The sequence below is a fragment of the Sphingomonas pituitosa NBRC 102491 genome, assembly GCF_001598435.1.
GTDB classification, from domain to species: Bacteria; Pseudomonadota; Alphaproteobacteria; order Sphingomonadales; family Sphingomonadaceae; genus Sphingomonas; species Sphingomonas pituitosa.
This window is the reverse complement of the sequence record NZ_BCYY01000029.1, coordinates 1-19,151: the sequence shown is the minus strand read 5'-3', so window position 1 is coordinate 19,151 and position 19,151 is coordinate 1. Positions and strand designations below refer to the sequence as shown.

Sequence of the window (19,151 nt, the reverse complement as noted above, 5' to 3'; positions counted from 1 at the left end):
GGTGCGGGGCCCCGTCTGAAAAGCGGTTCGGCGACCCGGAGGCGATCAACTGCTCAGGCGGGCGCTCCCCGCCGATTCCGCCGCCGCAGCATCGCACCCACCACGCCCGTGCCGGCCAGCAGCATCACCCAGCTGCCGGGCTCGGGCACCGCCGGCCCGATCGGCGCCGACCCGACATCGACATTGTCGATCTGGATCCCATTCAGGCTGTTCACCGTCAGCATGAAGAAAACCAGCGAATCGAGATCGAGCCGGATCCGCGACACACCCGACGCGTCCTGTGCTTCAACGGTCCGCGTGCCGCTGTCCTGCAACGTCGCATAGGTGTAGGTGAAGACGGTCTTTTGCGGGCTGCGCCCCAGGTCTGCAACATCCATGCTGCGGATGTTGAAAACGGAACTGGCCGGGCTGTCGATGTACAGCGTGTCACCGGAGAACAGCCCCAACGCCCCGCCACCATTCCGATCGGCGTTGTTGCCCGACGAGGTTCCGACGAGGAAGAACAGGTTCTGGCCGCTGGAGAAGCGCACGCCCTGCGCGGAATAGGCAGCGCGATACACGTCGCCACTTGCGCTCGCCAGGTCATCGAAAGTCACGACCGTGGCCGCCTGTGCGACCGGGCAGGCAGCCAAAGACGAAGCCATGACGATTGCCGCAAGCAAGCCGCGCATTCCACCCTCCCTGGAAACCACCAAGGAATATCATGCGAGCGCCGTCTTGTGCAAATGGATCGCGCAGCGGGCGCAGGGATGCCGTTCGCTGAACAACTTCGCATTATACTCCAAAATGCTACGCGACGTCGTTATGACGACGATAGGCGATGCGCCACATCGCCAGCCCGATTCCCGCGGCGAGCAGCGCCACCGCCGCAGCCTGCGCCGCCTTGAACGCCAGCCCCAGCAGCCAACTGCGCGTGTCGATCGGCGCGATCGTGAGCAGGCCGGCGCCATAGCTCTGCGCGCCCACATACAGGCCGAGCCCGAGTGTGCCCGTCACCAGCGCTGCGTGGAGGCCGCGGCGAAAGCCCAGCGCATGCAGCACCAGCCAGATCGGGCCACCGACCGCGGCGAGCGCGATTCCGGCGAACAGGGTTCCGATCCCCCATCCCGCCAGCAGAGCCAGCGGCATGTGCTGGCCGGCGGCGATCAACAGCATCAGGATCAGCAGGCCGCCCAGGACGCTACCCGCACCGAATGCCTTGCCGATCCGGTCGCTGCTGGTTTCATAGTCGCGCGTCGCGCCGATGCCCTTGCCCATATGCCCCTGCCCCGGTGGCTCCTTAGAAGCGGCCGGCAACCGGCTCAAGCTCAGCGGAAACGGTCGAACCGCCCCTCGGCGCGGCATTTGGCGATGCCGTTGTCGTTCGGCGCCGCCGGCGGTACGCCGATCGCCGGCACGTCGAAGCCTTGTCCGATCGGATGATCGGCGAAGCGGCGCGGATCGGTGCCGCCACAGGCCAGCATCGCCGCCAGCATGTCCGGCGGGGTACGGTAGGCTTCCCAGGAGAGGCGGAAGGTGCCCCAATGGATCGGCAGCGCCCAGGGCCGGCCGAGCCCGTCCCACACCCGGATCGCGTCGCGCGGGCCGATATGCGCGTCGGCCGCCATCTGGCCGGGCTTGAAGCGGAAGGCGCCCACGGGAATGGCGGCGAACCGCACCGGCCCCAGCGCCGCGGCCTCGGCCGGCCATTTGCCGTCGCCCCAGCCGGTATCGCCGGCGAAGAACAGGTTGCCGCCGGGCAGCGTCACCACGAAGCTGGACCAGAGCGCGCGATTGCGATCGGCGAACCAGCGGCTGCTCCAGTGATGGTTGCGGGTGACGACCACGTTGATGCCGGGCCTGAGCGTCAGCCGCTGCCCCCAGTCGAGCCCGCGCGCCGGCACGCCCGCCTGGCCGATGACACTGTCATTGCCCAGGCCGGTCACGACCAGCGGCCGGTCCCGCTGCCAGATCGTCTTGAGCGTCGCGAGGTCGAGATGGTCGTAATGGTTGTGGCTGACCAGGATCAGGTCGATCTTCGGCAGGTCGGCCAGCCGCACGCCGGGCGCGGTGACGCGCTTCGGCCCCATACCGAACGGCCCGGCGACGTCGCTCCACACCGGATCGGTGAGGATGTTGAGGCCCTGGGTCTGGATCAGCACGCTGGCATGGCCGATCCAGCTGACCTTCATCGCCTGCCCTGCGACCCGCGCGGGGGGACGGCCTTGGGTGACGGGCACGCTGGCGGGCCATTCCGGCTGCCGCCCCACGCTGGCGACGCGATGGGCGAGGAACACGAAGGCGAGCGCGGGTGCCGGGGCGGTTTCCCCATCGGGATTGGCAAAGCGGGCGCCGTCGAAATGCCCGGTCTCGCCCCCGCGATAATAGATGCGGTCGAGGAAGGGCGGCACCAGCGTCAGGAACAGGCACAGCGCCACCACCACCCAGAGCAGCGTGGCGATCAGCCAGCGCGCAAACGTCCTTGCCATCGCCATCCGCCCTCTCTCGCAACCGCACTGACCTAGATCAAGCCTGTCCGCCCGTGCATTGACCGATAGACTTGTTGTGTATACACAACGAATCGCACTACGGAGCTGATGGTTCCATGATCATCCACAATCGCATCGCGCTGTTCCGTGCCGAATCCGGCATGACCCGGCGCGCCCTTGCCGAGGCGGTGGGGGTGAACCCGCAGACGATCGGCTATCTCGAACGCGGCGACTACAAGCCCAGCCTCGAACTGGCGATGCGGATCGCGCGGGTGTTCGGCGTGCCGGTGGAACTGCTGTTTTCCTTCGAACCCTTCGAACCCGTGGCAGACGCGCTGCAGCGCGCCGGAATCCACTCTCAGGAGAGAGAGGCATGACCAACCGCTTTATCGCAACGCTCGACAACCTTTCCCGCCGCACCGGCATCCCCGCGCTTGCCGAAGGCGCGCCGCGCCGCCGACTGCTGCGCTGGACGCCGGGGTTCGCGCTGCTGCTCGCGCTGACCGGACTTGGCATCGCATTTCTGGCCCCGGCGCACCAATTCTGGCTCGGTCAGTCTCTGCTGTCTGTCGGCTTTCCGATCGGCGTGTGCTGCCAGCTTTGGGGACCTGTCAAACCCTGGGGTACGCAGGAAACGGTCGACGAATGGGATCGCGACCTGCGCCGCCGCGCGTTTCTGGTCGGCTTTGCGAGCATGGCACTGGCAGGGCTGGCGCTGTTCTGGGCCATCGCCGCGGCAACCGCCGTGTACGACTGGTCCGGCGCTGACATCGCGCGCCGCGCCATGGTCTGCGCCTTTTTCCTGATGACGCTCTATTCCGCGGTTCCCACCCTCTACGCCAGTTGGGCCACCCGCCCGCTCGACCCGGCCGAGGAGGAGGCTTGATCGCGCGCGCGTCCTTCCCCTAGCTGCGGGGCATGACGCTGCCCCGCACGCCCGAAGACGCCGCCGCCGAACTCGCCCGCCTCGCCGCCGAGATCACGCACCACAACCGCCGCTACCACGACGCGGATGCGCCCGAGATCAGCGACGCGGACTTCGATGCGCTGGTCCGCCGCAATGCCGAGATCGAAGCCGCCTTCCCGGACCTGGTCCGCACCGATTCGCCGTCTCGCCAGGTCGGCGCCACGCCATCGGGCCCGCTCGCCAAGGTGGCGCATGCGCGGCAGATGTTCAGCCTCGACAACGGCTTTGCCGACGAGGATGTCGCCGACTTTCTCGGCCGCGTCCGCCGCTTCCTCAAGCTGGCCGACGATGCGGCCGTGGAACTCACCGCCGAGCCCAAGATCGACGGCCTCTCCTGCTCGCTGCGCTATGTGGACGGCGAGCTCGTCCAGGCGCTGACCCGCGGCGACGGCCGGATCGGCGAGGACGTGACGCCCAATGTGCGTACCATCCAAGACATTCCGCACCGCATCGAGGGCGCCCCGCCGGTGTGCGAGGTGCGCGGCGAGGTCTATATGGCCAAGGCCGATTTCGCCGCGCTCAACGCCCGGCTGCTCGCCGAGGCGGAAGAAACCGGCAAGGAAGCGCGCCAGTTCGCCAATCCGCGCAACGCCGCCGCCGGATCGCTGCGCCAGAAGGACGCCGCCATCACCAAGACGCGGCCGCTGCGCTTCCTCGCCTGGGGCTGGGGGGAGCTGAGCGAACCGCTTGCCGACAAGCAGTATGAAGCGATCGACCGCATCCGCGCCTGGGGCTTCCCGGTCTCCGACCTGTTCGTCCGCGCACCCACGCTGGAGAATGCCCTCGCCCAGTATCGCGCGATCGAGACGCGCCGCGCCGATTTGGGCTTCGACATCGACGGCGTGGTCTACAAGGTCGACCGGCTCGATTGGCAGGAACGGCTCGGCTATGTCGGCCGCGCGCCGCGCTGGGGCCTTGCCCACAAATTTCCCGCCGAGCGTGCCCAGACCACGCTCCAGGCAATCGACATCCAGGTCGGTCGCACCGGCAAGCTCACCCCGGTCGCGCGGCTGGAGCCGGTGACGGTAGGCGGCGTCGTCGTCAGCAACGCGACGCTGCACAATGCCGACGAGATCGCGCGGCTGGGCGTGCGCCCCGGCGACCGCGTGGTGCTCCAGCGCGCCGGCGACGTGATCCCGCAGATCGTCGAGAACCTCACCCGCGAGGAACCGCGCGCCGAGTGGCACTTCCCCAGCCATTGCCCGATCTGTGCGTCGGAAGCGGTGGCCGAGGAAGGCGAAGTGGATGTCCGCTGCACCGGCGGGCTGATCTGCCCGGCGCAAAGGCTGGAGCGGCTCAAGCATTTCGTCAGCCGCGGGGCGCTCGACATCGACGGGCTGGGCGAGAAGACGCTGATCGAACTGCTCGACCTGGGCTGGATCGCCGAGCCGGCCGACATCTTCCGCCTCGCGCGGCACCGGGGCGACCTGCTCGGGCGCGAAGGCTGGCAGGAAAAGTCGGTCGACGGCCTGCTCGCCGCGATCGAGGCGAAGCGCACGCCCGATGCGGCGCGGCTGCTGTTCGGCCTCGGCATCCGCCATATCGGCGCGATCACCGCGCGCGACCTGCTCAAGCGCTACGTCAGTCTGCCCGCGCTGGAAACGCTGGCCGACGAACTGATCGGCCTGCGCGACGCCACCCCGCCGCAGCTCGGCGAGACCGAGGCGAAGCATCGGACCCGACTCGACAAGGCGATCGCCGAACGGATCGGCGTCGAGAATGTCGGCGCGGCGGTGGGCCATGCGCTGGCGGACTTCTTCCACGAGCCGCACAACCGCGCGGCCTGGGCCGATCTGCTCGGCGAAGTCGCCCCCCCGCCCTTTGTGGTGGAATCGCGCGACTCGGAAGTGACCGGCAAGACGCTGGTGTTCACCGGCACGCTGGAAGCGGTGAGTCGCGACGAGGCGAAGGCGCAGGCGGAGCGGCTGGGTGCGCGGGTATCAGGTTCGGTATCGGCGAAGACCGATCTGGTGATCGCCGGTCCGGGCGCCGGATCGAAGCTGAAAAAGGCGGCCGATCTGGGGATTCGCGTGATCAGCGAGGCGGATTGGCTGTCGATTGTAAGCGCTTCCGGGTGATGCCTTTTTGCAACGCACCATAGTGGAACGTTCCGCACGTATTGACTGTCACAATTCCGCAATCAAAGCCAAGCAGGGGGCAGCCAGACAGATGGCGCGCAAAGCGCCACGACTGGTAGCCACAGGCTCTAAAAGGGAACTCTCTCGATGCGAACGCACTTTCTTGCAGGCGTGGCCGCTGCCGCGCTGCTCATCCCGGTTGCCGCGCACGCGCAGGAAACCACCTCCACGATTCGCGGCACCGTGACCGCCAACGGCGCACCGGTGGGCGATGCGACCGTCGTCACCATCCACGTGCCGTCGGGCACGCGTTCGCAAGCGAAGACCGACGCCCAAGGCAATTTCACGGTCGCCGGCCTCCGCACGGGCGGTCCGTACACCGTCGAAGTGACCAGCTCGGCCGGCAATCAGACCGTGACCGACATCTACACGGTCGTCCAGCAGGCGTATTCTCTGCCGATCGAGCTCGCCGCAACGGCTGACGCAGGATCGGAAATCGTCGTCACGGCCTCGACCATCAAGGGCGCCGGCATCCGGTCGAACGGTCCGTCGACCGTTCTCGATGCGATCCAGATCGGCAAGGTCGCTTCCGTCAATCGCGACATCCGCGACATCCAGCGCCGCGATCCGTTCGCTGCCGCCGACATCTCGAACAATGGTGACCGCGGCGGCGCCATTTCGTTCGCAGGCGTCAACCCGCGCTTCAACCGTTTCACCATCAACGGCGTGACGGTCGGCGACACCTTCGGCCTCAACCAGGACGCCAGCCCGAACATCCGCGGTCCGGTGCCGTTCGACGCGCTCGCGCAGGTTTCGGTCTCGGTGGCACCTTATGACTTCCGCCAGAGCGGCTTCCAGGGCGGTGCGATCGACACCGTGCTCAAGTCGGGCACCAACGCATTCCACGGCACCGGCTTCTACTCGCAGAACACCGATGGCCTGAGCGGCACCCGCATTGGTACCACGGTCTTTGCCCGCCCGAAGTTCAAGTCCGAAACCTACGGCGCCACGCTCAGCGGCCCGATCCTGAAGGACAAGCTGTTCTTCATGGTTTCGGGTGAGCGCAACACCGATCCGCGGCCCTATTCGACCCAGGTGTCGTCGTACCCCAACGCGGCCCTTCTCAGCACCGCGATCAACGACATCAGCGCGATCGCCAAGAACACGTACAGCATCGAGCCCGGCACTGCGCTGTCGATCAACGACCGCAAGGACGAAAAGATCGTCGGCCGCATCGACTGGAACGTGATGACGGGTCAGAAGCTGTCCTTCTCGTACGTCAATTCGTACAACGTGCAGGGCAGCCAGAACAACACCAGCACCGCGAGCACGACCTACGGCCTCAGCACCAACGCCTATGCGCTGAGCGAGCTGCTTCGCGCCGGCATCCTGCAGCTGAACTCGGATTGGACCAGCAACTTCTCGACCGAAGCGCGCCTGATCTACCGCTGGACGCGCCGCGGCCAGGAGCCGTTCGGCGGCCGTCCGAACGGCCAGCTTGGCGTGTGCGACGATGCGGTGGCGACCGTCGCGTCGTCGACCACGGCTTGCGGTACCGGCGTGCCGACCGTGTACTTCGGTCCGGACAATTCGCGTCACACCAACGTGCTGTTCTACGACACCTGGGCGGGCTCGTTCGCGACTCGCTACCAGACCGGCAACCACGAGATCCGTGCGCTGATCGACGTCACCCAGAACCGCACGTTCAACAACTTCGTGCAGAACAGCCTGGGCAGCTGGTATTTCGACTCGATCGCCGACTTCCAGGCGCGCCGTGCAAACAGCGTCACCTATGCGGGCGTTCTCGGCGGCGGAAACAGCGCCGCAGCCGATTTCCACTACACTGCATACACGCTGGGCGCACAGGACGACTGGCAGGTAACGGATGCATTGCGTGTGACCGCGGGCGTTCGATACACGATGTACGGCATGCGCGACGTGCCGACGCTGAACCCGTACTTCACCCAGCGCTATGGCTTCTCGAACCTCAAGACCTACAAGGGTCTTGACCAGTTCGAGCCGCGCCTGAGCTTCGAGTACAAGCCCGCAGCCAAGCCCTACAGCTTCCGCGGCGGCGCCGGCATCTTCGGTGGCGGTTCGCCCGACATCTATCTGTCGAACAGCTTCTCCAACACCATCACCACCAACTCGCTGACCATCCAGCGCGACGCGACCTGCAATACCGCAGGTTCGCTCTGCGACATCGCGCTCAACAATGTCACCGGCAGGGCCCCGGCCGCACTTGCTGCCGCTGCGAGCAACGTGACGGGCAGCACCTCGCTGCCGCGCACCAACACCGGCGCGATTGCACCGGGCTTCCACCTGCCGCGTTCGCTCAAGGCGACGCTCTCGGGTGACCTGAACCTGTTCGGGTTCAACTTCGGCGCCGACTATTACTATTCGAACACGCTCGACACGCCCATCTTCGTCGATGCGCGTTCGGTGGTGGTCGGCACGCTGCCGGACGGCCGTCCGCGCTACAACGGCCTGCTCGGCTTCAGCGACAACAACTACGACATCCTGGTGACCAGCGCCCACAAGGGTCGCTCGCACATCGGCGTGGTCCGCTTCGACAAGAAGTTCGACTGGGGTCTGTCGTTCGGCGGCAGCTACACGCTGCAGGACGTCCGCGACGTGGGCAACGCCACCTCGTCGACGATCAACTCGAACTTTCGCAATCAGCTGTTCGCCGACCCGAACTTCCCGGTCCTCGGCACCTCGGGCGATCAGATCAAGTGGTCGTACAAGTACAATATCGGCTTCGATCACGCCTTCTTCGGCGACTATCGCACCGTGATCCAGCTGTTCGGCGAAACCCGCGCGGGACGCCCGTACAGCTACACGATGCGCGACTCGGCAGCGAACCGCACCGACGTGTTCGGCACCGTCCTCACCGGCGGCACCACCAACACCAACCTGCTGTACGTGCCGAAGTCGGGTGACGATCCCATCGTGACCTATGCGCAGGGCGACACGACCACGAAGGGCCTGCTGGAAGCGCTGATCAACAACAGCGCGCTGAAGAACTATCGCGGCCAGATCGCGCCGAAGAACATCGCCCGCAACCGCGCGTTCACGCAGATCGACATCCACCTCGAGCAGGAAATCCCGACCTTCGTGGGCCACTCGCGCCTGTCGGTGTTCGCGGACATCAACAACCTGCCGAACCTGCTGAACAAGAACTGGGGCGGTCTGCGCCAGTTCGGCTTCCCGTACGCGGCCTCGGTCGTGACGGTGAACTGCGTCACCTCGGCCGGCGCCGTGGTACCGGCGGGCACCGCGATCGGCACGGCGGCAAACCCCGCCGCTGGCTGCGCCAAGTACCAGTACTCCAGCTACCAGGCGCCGAACGACGCCGCCGTCAACTTCAACGGATCGTTCTACGCGATCCGCGTCGGCGCCCGCTTCACCTTCTAAGCGGCACGACCGACCTTTTCAGAATGCCGGGCGCCCAGCGCGCCCGGCATTTTTTTTGCCCCCTCGCCATCGCGATGGTACAGGCGCAGCGTGGCAAAGACTTCGCTTCCGCAGACGAGCACCCGAACCCTGGGCCTTTCCAAGCCCGATCTGTTTTCGCGTCCCTTTTTCGAAGACAAGGGCCGTGCCTTCTGGATTCTCCAGGCGACCGGCTGGAGCGGCTATCTGCTGCTGCGCTCGGTCTCGTCGATCTCGAACGGCTTTTCGGTCGAGGGGCTGATCAAGGCGATCATCGAGGCGATCGTCGGCTATTGCCTCACGCTGCTGCTCTCGGCGCTCTACGGCTATTACCGCCGCCTGCCGCGCATCCCGGCGGTGCTGCTCACCCTCGCCACGCTGGGCGCGGCGACGCTGATCTATGCGGTGCTGGAGGCCTTCACCTATTCGTTCACGGCGGCGGAGGCCGGAATCACCTTTGCGCGGGTGATCGGCTACAGCTTCCTCACCTTCACGGTGCTGGCGGGCTGGTCGGCGCTCTATTTCGGGATCAATTTCTACCTGATCGTCGAGCAGCAGATCGACCAGATGCAGATCCTGGAGAACCAGGCATCGAGCGCCCAGCTGGCGATGCTGCGCTACCAGCTCAATCCGCATTTCCTGTTCAACACGCTCAACTCGATCTCGACGCTGGTGCTGCTCAAGCAGACCGAGCGGGCGAACATCATGCTGTCCCGCCTCTCCTCGTTCCTGCGCTACACGCTGGCCAACGAGCCGACCGCCCACGTCACGCTGGCGCAGGAGATCGAGACGCTGAAGCTCTATCTCGAGATCGAGAAGATGCGCTTCGACGAGCGGCTGCGCATGCATTTCGATCTCGATCCGCGCGTCGCCAAGGGCCGGCTGCCGTCGCTGCTGCTCCAGCCGCTGGTCGAAAATGCGATCAAATATGCCGTCAGCACGCAGGAGGACGGCGCCGACATCATCGTTTCGGCTCGGCTCACCGGAGACAGGGTGCAGATCGCCGTGTCCGATACGGGTCCGGGATTGATCGAAGCGCGTCCGAGGCCGACGCTTTCAACTGGCGTGGGGCTCGCCAATATACGGGAGCGGTTGGTGCAGGCTTTCGGGCCTGACCATCGTTTCGAGACGCGAACGAAACCTGGGGAAGGTTTCAGCGTTGAGATCGAGATACCGTTCCAGCTTGAGGAACCGAACCGAGAGGCCGCATGACCATCCGTACCATCCTCGTTGACGACGAATCCCTGGCGATTCAGGGGCTCGAGCTCCGGCTGCAGGAGCATGAGGATGTCGAAATCATCGACAAATGCTCCAATGGCCGCGAAGCCATAAGATCGATCAAGACGCACAAGCCCGACCTCGTCTTCCTCGACATCCAGATGCCGGGTTTTGACGGGTTTTCGGTGATCCAGGGCCTGATGGAAGTCGAACCGCCGCTGTTCGTCTTCGTCACCGCCTATTCCGATCACGCCATCCGCGCCTTCGAGGCGCAGGCGGTGGACTATCTGATGAAGCCGGTCGAGCCGTCGCGGCTCGCCGACACGCTGGACCGCGTCCGCCAGCGCCTCGCCGAAAAGCGCGGCGTCGAGGAAGTGGAAAAGCTGAAGGAAGTGCTGGCCGAAGTCGCGCCCGACGCGGTGGACGACATCGCCGCGACCGATGGCGGAGAGCCGGCTTCCAACCGCTTCGAGAAGCTGATCAACATCAAGGATCGCGGCCAGATCTTCCGCGTCGACGTCGACACGATCGAGCGGATCGACGCGGCCGGCGATTACATGTGCATCTATACCGGCGACAACACGCTGATCCTGCGCGAGACGATGAAGGATCTGGAGAAGCGGCTCGATCCGCGCCGCTTCCAGCGCGTCCACCGCTCGACCATCGTCAATCTCGACCTGGTCCGCCAGGTCAAGCCGCACACCAATGGCGAGTGCTTCCTGGTGCTCAACTCGGGCGCGCAGGTGAAGGTGTCGCGCTCGTACCGCGACGTGGTGGCGCGCTTCGTCCACTGAGGCCAGCGCACCCGATATACGGCATCCCAGCGAACGCTGGGGTGACGGATTCGAGAAAGGGCCTCGTCTGCGAAGGACGAGGCCCTTTTCGTTGATCAGAACCCGGACGAGAAGGTCAGGAACCACTGGCGCGGCGCGATCGGGTAGATCGAATAGCTGTTGGTCGCCGACCCCACCGAGATGGTCGACCAGCCGCCCACGTCCGCCAGGTTGGTGACGTTGAGGCTCAGTTCGGCCTTTTTCAGCCGCACCAGCTCCGCCGGCAGCTTGGCCGCGAGGCGCAGCGAGGTGAGGAAGTAGGACTTCACGCTGGTGTCGTTGGCATAGGTCGCATAGCGGCGGCCGACATAGTCGCCGGTCACCTGTGCCTCGAACGCGCCGAGCGACAGCGTCGCGACCGACTTGTTCATCCACTTCGGCGAGCCCGGCACCTGCTTGCCGCAGGTCGGCACCACGCCGCCGGTGACGACATAGCCGCCCAGGCAGCCCGGCACCGCCGCGCCGATGCCCAGCGCGGTCGAGCTATAGTCGCTCTGATAGGTCGAGCTGTTGTACGAGGTGGCGTTGTAGAGCGACAGCGCGCGGCCGAAGTGCAGCGTGAAGGCGGCGTCGACGCCGTCGGTGTGCACGCTGCCCACGTTCACCAGGATCGAGGTGCCGCCGGTGATCGCGCCGCCGGCAATGCCGCCGGGGTTGGTGCTGATCGCCAGCAGGCGGTTGCTGAAGGTGACGTGGTAATAGTTCACCTGCGCGTCGAGCCCGCTCAGGATCCCGTCGAAGCTGCGGTGGGTGCGCACGCCGCCTTCATAGGTCCAGCTCGTCTCGGGCTTGCCCTGCTGGGCGAAGGCGTCGAACGCCGACTGGCTGCCGGTGAACCAGGGCGAGAGCGAACCGCCGCCCAGATAGGCCATATACTGGTGCAGGTTCTTCTGGACGTTGAAGTAGAGCTGCTCATGGCCGTTCAGGTCGTAGGTCGCGCCGACCGAGGGCAGGAACCAGTTCTTGGTGTTGATCCGGCCGCTCGGCAGGTTGCCGGTCAGGCCCGAGAGCGAGCCCGGCCTGGGCTGGACGACGAAATAGCCGTTCGCCCATTGCGCGCTGGTCTTCACGCCGGCCTCGACGCGCAGCTTCTCGGTGACCTTCCAGGCGTCCTGCAGGTGGAGCTGGAGCACGTTGACGCGCGCCTCGCCCTGATACTGGGTGAACAGCGGGTTGGACGGGCGGATATAGGGCGTGCTGGCGCCCGGATTGTTGATGTCGAAGCCGTACCAGCGGCGCCACTGGGTTGCGCTGTTATGCTCGAACCAGGCCCCAAGCTGGACCTGATGCGCGCCCAGATCGAGATCGAGGTTGGAGATGCCGCCGCTGCGATCGATGCGATATTCGGTGGTGCGGGTCACGAGGCCCGAGCCGCCGGTCGCAGCGACCAGCGCGGACGACGCGTTGGCGTTGGCCTTGTACTTGGTGCCGGTGGCGTAGTTCGGATCGAGATAGGCCTGGATCACGGTAATCGACTGGCCGAGCGGCCCCGCGACCACGCCGACGCCGTCATTGTGGTGGAAGTACGCCGTGTTCGACCAGGTGGCGCGATCGCCCAGCTTGGCGTCGTAGCGCGCATAGGTGAGGTAATCGGTGCGCTGCGCATCCGAATAATAGTTGCGGTAGTTGCCGCCCTGCGCCGCCGGCGTGTTGCCGAACGCGTCCATATAGGCGCGCATGCCGGCCAGGTCCGAATAGAAGAACGGCCGGGTGCGCGGCGTGTAGAGCTGCGCCGCAGTCGCGGGCGTGCCGTTCACCGAGGGTTTGAAGAAGGTGGTCGCATCCTCGTTCGGCTCGATCTTGTCCGAATAGTCGAAGAACAGCGTCAGCTTGCCGGCGGCACCGTCGTGGACGAACTTGGCGTTGGCCTGCCAGCCGCCCTGGATGCCGTTGAAGTCCCAGGCCCGGGCGCGCTGGCGGACGCCGGCGACATAGGCGCTGTTCTCCTCGTTCGGGCCGAACGCGCCGCTGTCGAGCCGCAGATAGGTGCGCGACGTGCCGTAGCTGCCCACCGTCTGGTTGAACGTGCCGCCCAGCGTCTTCGCCGGATCGGCCGAGAAGGTCTCGATCGTGCCGCCCAGATTGCTGGTGGAGGCGGTGCCGAGATCGCCGGCGCCGGTGGTCACCACGACGCGGCCGACATTCTCCGAAATCACCGCGCGCTGCGGCGACAGGCCGTTGTAATTCCCGTAGCTCTGGTCGCCCAGGGGTACCCCGTCCATCGTGTAGCCGAGCTGCTGGAAGTTGAAGCCGTGGATGAAGATCTGGGCGTTCTGCTCGTTGTTCCCCCAGGGATCGGCGGTGATGTAAAGCACGCCGGGCAGCGTCTGGATCGCCTTCAGGGGCGAGACGCCGGGCAGGATCTTCTGGATCTCTTCCGACGAGAGCGCCGTCGCCGACCGCGTCGTCTTGGCGGTAACGACGATGGCGCTTGCCGTGCCGGTGTCGTTGCCGGTGTCGTTGTCGCTGCCGGTGTCCGGATCGGCAACGACCTTGCTGGCTTGCTGCGCCTGCGCCGGAAGCGCAGCGGCGGCGGTGAGGAAGGCGGCGACGGAAACCGTCGCGCGGAGTGCGTGGTGGAACTTCATGACGGACCCCCCAGGTCGGATGGCATGTTGCGTGTGCGACCGCGCCGCTAGGGGGCCCGTGTTTCAGTTCGGCGGCGTTTCGATAAAACTGGCGTGACGTTGCCCTTTTGCTTCGGTTACGCCGCGACCCGCTCAAACGCCGCCGGGTTCGTCCGGCCCGCGGTCCGGCTTGGCGGCGGCACCGCCCTCGCGCGGCGCAAGCCAGTGGCCGAGCAGCAGCACCGGCTCCAGGATCGCCATGCCGATCAGGACGGCGACCAGCCGTTCGATGCCCGGCAGCACGTCGCCATCGGCATAACTGTCCGGCACCAGCATCACGAGCACGGCGAGCGTGAACTGGGTCCCGACATAGCGGTAGCGGTGCGGACCGTTCTCGATCATCCGCCCGGTGGCGACGCCGATCACGGTGCCGGCGACGAGGATCGCGGCATGGCCCTGCGCGGCGAACAGGCAAGCGGCCGCCAGCGCGGCGCCGGCAAGGCAGCCGACGAAGCGCTGCGCCAGCCGGACGCTTACCGGCACCAGCCCGCTGGCGCCCAGCCCCTGTACCGGCACCAGCATCACCGCCATCACGCCGACCGCGCTCTGCGCCAGCGCCGGGAGCGCCAGCGCGTGCGCCACCCCGATCAGCAGCGCCAGCGCCACACCCGCCTGCGCCGCATGGCGGAAGGCGGCCGGATGCCAGAGCGCGACCGGCGGGGCCGGCGTGGCGGGTGCCGGCCAGCGCCGCCGAACGGTCAGCGTCGAGACGATGCTGACCGCCATGCACGAGAGCGTGCCCGCCACCGTTTCCAGGATGCGGGTGAGGACGAACCGGTCGAGCGCCGTGGCCGGCGTCTCGATCTTGTCGAGCAGCACCATCGCGAAGGTGAGGCCGAAGAACAGCCAGGCATAGGCGCGGCGGGCGGTGAGTGCGCGATAGAGGCTCAGCGTCCCCACCGCCATCATCGCGATGGCGCTGCCCAACCAGCTGGTCGCGACGAGCGGCGCCAGCCCCAGCGCGAGCAGCCCGCCCGCCACCGTGCCGACGATCCGCAACAGCCCGCGCAGCACCGTTTCGCTGGCATGGCCGCGCATCACCATATAGCCGGCGAAGGCCGCCCAGGCGACGTTGCTGCCGCCGATCGCATGCGCGACCAGGATCGCCAGCAGCACCGAGGCCACGCACTCGCCGGCATCCACGGTGCGCGGGCCGACCCGCCCCAGCGCGGCATCCCAGGCGGTACGCAGCCGGTTCATCTCATCCGAACAGCTCGGCGAGGAAATGGGTCATCGCCTGCCAGCTGCGGCGATCGGCCTTGGGTTCATAGGCGATGGCGGGGTTCAGGCTCTGCACCCGGCTCCGGTCGGTAAAGGCATGGCCGGCATGGCCATAGGCGTGGAGCTGCCAGTCGGCACCGCGTGCGGTAAGCTCCTCGGCCAGCCCCAAGGTCGCCTCGGGCGGGGCGAGCGGGTCGTCCCAGCCATGGCAGATCAGCAGCTTCGCGGTGATGGGCAGTTCGCTCGGGAGATCCGGCCGGTCATAGACGCCGTGGAACGACACGCCGCCCAGGATCGGCAGGCCGGCGCGCGCCGCATCCAGCACGCACTTGCCGCCGAAGCAGAAACCGATCGCCGCCATCCGCGCGCTGTCCGCCGGCGCCAGCCCGGTCAGCGCGTCGAGCGACGCGGCCAGCCGATCGCGCAGCAGTCCGCGATCGGCGTTCAGCGCAGCCATATAGCGGGCATAGTCGGGATCGCCGATCGCGGTGCGCTTGCCCTGGCCATAGACGTCCGCGACCAGCGCGATGTAGCCGAGCCGCGCCAGATCCTCGGCCTTCTCCACATCCGCTTCCTTGACGCCGAACACATTGGGCAGCACCAGCACCGCCGGACGCGCATGGCCGATGCCGTCGTCCCACACGGCCACCCCTTCGAACGGGCCGCCCGGGCCGTCATAGACCAGCGTCTGTTGCACCACGGCCATGCTTGTCGTCTCCTGCGCTTGTCCCCGTCGTCCCTTTCGCTAAGGACGGCGGCGAGCAGTTACAAGGAGCCAACCCATGCCCACCCTCGTCCTGATCCGCCACGGCCAGTCGGCCTGGAACCTGGAGAATCGCTTCACCGGCTGGTGGGACGTCGACCTGACCGAGCAGGGCGTGCGCGAAGCGACCGCCGCCGGCACGCTGATGAAGGAGAAGGGTCTCGATTTCGACCTGTGCTTCACCAGCTTCCAGAGCCGCGCGATCAAGACGCTGCACCTGGCGCTGGAGGCGATGGACCGCCTCTGGCTGCCGGAAGAGAAGGACTGGCACCTCAACGAGCGCCACTATGGCGGCCTGACCGGCCTCGACAAGGCGGAGACCGCCGCACGCCACGGCGACGAGCAGGTGAAGATCTGGCGCCGCAGCTTCGACGTGCCGCCGCCGCTCCCCGAGGCGGGCTCGCCCTGGGACCTGGCCCGGGACCCGCGCTATGCCGGCATCCCGATCCCGCAGACCGAAAGCCTGAAGGACACGATCGCCCGCGTGCTGCCCTATTGGGAAGAGCGGATCGCGCCCGAGCTGAAGGCCGGCAAGCGCGTGCTGATCGCCGCGCACGGCAACTCGCTGCGCGCGCTGGTGAAGCACCTGTCGGGCATTCCCGACGACGAGATCGTCAGCCTGGAAATCCCGACCGGCCAGCCGATCGTCTACCAGCTCGACGACGAGCTGAAGGAAATCGAGCGCTATTATTTGAGCGAGCGCTGATCTCGCGCTTCTAAGCCCCTCCCCTTCAGGCGCACCAGGTCGGCGCTGCCCCCGGCAGCGCCTGAACAGCGCGGAGCGCTGTTCACCTGATGCGGGGTTGGGGTGGGGCAGTGTCTCACCGAGACCAACTTATGGTCTGGAATCCCTCCACCCCCAACCCCTCCTCCAAGGAGGAGGGGCTAAATTTGGGACCTCACCGCCCCCGCGGCCCCAGATCCGCCGGGATCGTCGCCCGGTACTGCGGCGCCACCCGCGCCTTGCTCGCCTGCTCATACGCATAGCCCGCGCGCAGCAGCAGCCCGTCCGCATAGGCCGTGCCGATGAACGACAGCCCGGCCGGCAATCCGTTCACCAGCCCCATCGGCACCGTGAGGTGCGGATAGCCCGAGACCGCCGGCAGCTCGCTGGCGGAGGGGCCGACGAACTGGTCGCCATGCGCGGGGTCGCTCAGCCAGGGCGTGCCATAGGTGGGCGTCACCAGCACCTCCGCGCCCGCCGCCTTGAGCATCGCGTCGATCCCCTCCGGCCCCGCCAGCCGCTGCGACTTCGCCCGTGCGGCCTTGTAGTCGGGATCGTCGAGGCCCTTGGTCGCCTCGGCCTTCAGGAAGGTTTCCTGGCCGAAGAACGCCATCTCCTCGCCCGCATGCGCCTTGTTGAACGCGATCACGTCGGCCAGCGACCGCACCTGCACCGCAGCAGGCGTGGTCGCCAGATAGGCGGCGAGATCGGCCTTGAGCTCGGTATAGAGCACCAGCCCCTCGGCCTCGCCCAGCCCGTCGAGCTTGGGCAGCGTCACCTCGACCAGCGTCGCGCCGGCCGCGCGCAGTTCGCCCAGCGCCTTGTCGAACCGCGCGGCGAGATCGTCGGCCATCTCGGGCCGCCAATAGCCGATCCGCATCCCCTTCAGCGCGTCGGAGGCGAGGCCCTTTGCATAGTCCTTGCGGTAGGCATTCGCGCCCTTGGTCGCTGGATCGGCGGGATCCTCGCCGACCATGGCGGAAAACAGCAGCGCCACGTCGGCGACGCTGCGCCCCATCGGCCCTGGCGTATCCTGGCTGTGGCTGATCGGGACGACATGGGTGCGGCTGACCAGCCCCAGCGTCGGCTTGAGGCCGACCAGCCCGTTCATCGCCGAGGGGCATACGACCGAGCCGTCGGTCTCGGTGCCCACCGCAACGGCCGCAAGGCTCGCCGCCGCCGCCGCGCCCGATCCGCTCGACGAGCCGCAGGACGTGCGATCGAGCGCATAGGGGTTGCGCACCAGCCCGCCGACCGCGCTCCACCCGCTCATCGAATGGTCGGAGCGGATATTGGCCCATTCGCTGAGGTTGGTCTTGCCGAGGATCACCGCGCCGGCCGCGCGCAGCTGCGCCACCACCGGCGCGTCGCGGCCGGTGCGGTTGTCCTTGAGCGCCAGGCTGCCGGCCGTGGTCGGCAGTTCCTTCGTCTCGATATTGTCCTTGATCAGCACCGGTACGCCGTCGAGGGGGCCCAGCGCCTTGCCCGCCTTGCGCCGCGCGTCGCTGGCGCGGGCCTGGGCGAGCGCATCGGGGCTCACCGCGATCACAGCGCGGAGCGTCGGGCCCTTGCCGTCCATTGCGGTGATGCGGGCGAGATATGCCGCTGTCACCGCGGCGCTGCTCGTCTTGCCCGATGCGAGATCGGCGGCGATCTTCGTCGCCGGCACCTCCGCCACCTGCACCTGCGCCGCCGCGGGGCTCGCCATCGCCAGCGCCATCAGCCCGACACCCCAGCTCCGCATCGCATCCCCCCTTTTGTCCGGTTCGCCGCCAGCCTAGCCTGCCGGAGATGCAGCGCAATCCTGCTCGGAGGAACATGGGCAAGATCGGTCGGGCGGGTCGTCCCGGCCCCGCCTAGGAAGGCGTCGCCACGGAGGAAAAGATGCAGACGCCGCTCGCCCGCTACCATGCCCGGATGCAGCGCGTGCTCGACCATGTCGACACGCATGCCGAGGACGATCTGGACCTGGAGACGCTGGCGGGCGTCGCGGCGTTTTCGAAGCATCATTTCCACCGCCAGTTCAGCGCGCTGTTCGGCCTGTCGGTGCATCGCTACGTCCAGCTCGTGCGGATGAAGCGCGCGTCCTATCGCCTCGCCTTTCGGCCGGGCGAGGCCGTGACCGGCATCGCGCTCGACGCCGGCTACGAGGCGCCCGAGGCGTTCGCCCGCGCCTTCCGCCAGCGCTTCGGCCAGGCGCCTTCGCAATTTCGCGCGGCGCCGGACTGGGACCCGTGGCACGCGGCCCTCGCGCCGCTCACCATAGCCCGGAGCCAGACGATGCAGACCCGATTCACGACCACTGACGTGACCATGCTCGATTTCCCCGCCACCCCGGTGGCCTTCCTCACGCACCGCGGCGATCCTGCCCATCTCGGCGACACGATCCGCCGCTTCATCGCCTGGCGCAAGACGACCGGCTATCGCCCGCCGGCCAGCGCCACCTACACTATCTTCCACACCGATCCGCGCACCACGCCGCCGGAGGACTATCGCCTCGACCTCTGCGCCGGCACGTCCCATCCGGTGGCGGACGCCGCGCACGGCATCGAACCGGGCCTGATCCCGGCCGGCCGCTGCGCGATGCTGCGGGTGGTGGGCCAGGCCGACGATCTGGAGCCCGCCGCGCTGTTCCTCTACCGCGAATGGCTGCCCCAGAGCGGCGAGGAGCCCGGCGACTTCCCGCTCTTCGCCCGGCGGGTGGCCTTCTTCCCCGACGTGCCCGAGCATGAATCGGTGACCGAGCTGTATCTGCCGCTGAAATAGCCCCCATGGTGCAGCTTGCCCCGCCACAGCCACCATCGGTTGTGGCGGGGG

15 protein-coding genes are annotated in these 19,151 nt (G+C 67.2%); 8 read left to right on the top strand and 7 right to left on the bottom strand.

The window, feature by feature from the left end; genetic code table 11:
* Positions 1–53: 53 nt before the first annotated feature.
* From SPI01S_RS23150 to SPI01S_RS18965, 3 genes are all read right to left on the bottom strand, one after another.
* Complete coding sequence (locus SPI01S_RS23150) at positions 54–671, bottom strand: PEPxxWA-CTERM sorting domain-containing protein (protein WP_066726466.1); 618 nt, start codon at positions 669–671, stop codon at positions 54–56.
* Between the two features lie 118 nt (positions 672–789).
* Positions 790–1,257 (bottom strand): hypothetical protein, encoded by a 468-nt coding sequence (locus tag SPI01S_RS18970; RefSeq protein ID WP_066726462.1) that lies wholly within the window; start codon positions 1,255–1,257, stop codon positions 790–792.
* Between the two features lie 50 nt (positions 1,258–1,307).
* On the bottom strand, positions 1,308–2,468 hold the full coding sequence (locus tag SPI01S_RS18965; protein ID WP_066726531.1) for an MBL fold metallo-hydrolase: 1,161 nt from the start codon (positions 2,466–2,468) through the stop codon (positions 1,308–1,310).
* 116 nt (positions 2,469–2,584) lie between these two features.
* Between SPI01S_RS18965 and SPI01S_RS18960 the strand changes: the two genes are divergently transcribed.
* The 6 genes from SPI01S_RS18960 (at position 2,585) to SPI01S_RS18935 (ending at position 10,960) form a co-directional block, all read left to right on the top strand.
* Entirely contained in the window at positions 2,585–2,845 is a 261-nt protein-coding gene (locus SPI01S_RS18960) for a helix-turn-helix transcriptional regulator (protein ID WP_066726459.1), read from the top strand.
* Positions 2,842–3,354: a hypothetical protein gene (locus SPI01S_RS18955; RefSeq protein ID WP_066726457.1), complete on the top strand. Its 513-nt coding sequence runs from the start codon at positions 2,842–2,844 to the stop codon at positions 3,352–3,354. The genes SPI01S_RS18960 and SPI01S_RS18955 overlap by 4 nt, the downstream gene beginning before the upstream one ends.
* 32 nt (positions 3,355–3,386) lie before the next feature.
* Positions 3,387–5,513, top strand: coding sequence for an NAD-dependent DNA ligase LigA (gene ligA / locus SPI01S_RS18950; protein ID WP_066726454.1), 2,127 nt, complete (start codon positions 3,387–3,389; stop codon positions 5,511–5,513).
* Between the two features lie 147 nt (positions 5,514–5,660).
* Positions 5,661–8,930 (top strand): TonB-dependent receptor, encoded by a 3,270-nt coding sequence (locus tag SPI01S_RS18945; RefSeq protein ID WP_066726451.1) that lies wholly within the window; start codon positions 5,661–5,663, stop codon positions 8,928–8,930.
* A gap of 90 nt (positions 8,931–9,020) precedes the next feature.
* Positions 9,021–10,160, top strand: coding sequence for a sensor histidine kinase (locus tag SPI01S_RS18940; RefSeq protein WP_174539132.1), 1,140 nt, complete (start codon positions 9,021–9,023; stop codon positions 10,158–10,160).
* The gene (locus SPI01S_RS18935; protein ID WP_066726448.1) at positions 10,157–10,960 is read left to right on the top strand and encodes a LytR/AlgR family response regulator transcription factor; all 804 of its coding nucleotides are present in this window, start codon (positions 10,157–10,159) and stop codon (positions 10,958–10,960) included. The genes SPI01S_RS18940 and SPI01S_RS18935 overlap by 4 nt, the downstream gene beginning before the upstream one ends.
* Positions 10,961–11,055: 95 nt before the next feature.
* Here SPI01S_RS18935 and SPI01S_RS18930 read toward each other — a convergent pair whose 3' ends face one another.
* The 3 genes from SPI01S_RS18930 to SPI01S_RS18920 form a co-directional block, all read right to left on the bottom strand.
* Positions 11,056–13,587: a TonB-dependent receptor gene (locus tag SPI01S_RS18930; protein ID WP_066726444.1), complete on the bottom strand. Its 2,532-nt coding sequence runs from the start codon at positions 13,585–13,587 to the stop codon at positions 11,056–11,058.
* A 132-nt stretch (positions 13,588–13,719) separates the two neighbouring features.
* On the bottom strand, positions 13,720–14,826 hold the full coding sequence (locus SPI01S_RS18925; RefSeq protein ID WP_066726443.1) for an FUSC family protein: 1,107 nt from the start codon (positions 14,824–14,826) through the stop codon (positions 13,720–13,722).
* A 1-nt stretch (position 14,827) separates the two neighbouring features.
* A complete protein-coding gene (locus SPI01S_RS18920) occupies positions 14,828–15,553 on the bottom strand; it encodes a dienelactone hydrolase family protein (RefSeq protein ID WP_066726442.1) in 726 nt (241 codons plus the stop codon).
* A 76-nt stretch (positions 15,554–15,629) separates the two neighbouring features.
* Between SPI01S_RS18920 and gpmA the strand changes: the two genes are divergently transcribed.
* Complete coding sequence (gene gpmA / locus SPI01S_RS18915; protein WP_066726440.1) at positions 15,630–16,316, top strand: 2,3-diphosphoglycerate-dependent phosphoglycerate mutase; 687 nt, start codon at positions 15,630–15,632, stop codon at positions 16,314–16,316.
* A 193-nt stretch (positions 16,317–16,509) separates the two neighbouring features.
* Here gpmA and SPI01S_RS18910 read toward each other — a convergent pair whose 3' ends face one another.
* Positions 16,510–18,078, bottom strand: a complete 1,569-nt coding sequence (locus SPI01S_RS18910; protein WP_066726438.1) for an amidase — start codon at positions 18,076–18,078, stop codon at positions 16,510–16,512.
* A 140-nt stretch (positions 18,079–18,218) separates the two neighbouring features.
* Between SPI01S_RS18910 and SPI01S_RS18905 the strand changes: the two genes are divergently transcribed.
* The gene (locus SPI01S_RS18905; RefSeq protein WP_066726433.1) at positions 18,219–19,100 is read left to right on the top strand and encodes an AraC family transcriptional regulator; all 882 of its coding nucleotides are present in this window, start codon (positions 18,219–18,221) and stop codon (positions 19,098–19,100) included.
* Positions 19,101–19,151: the final 51 nt, after the last annotated feature.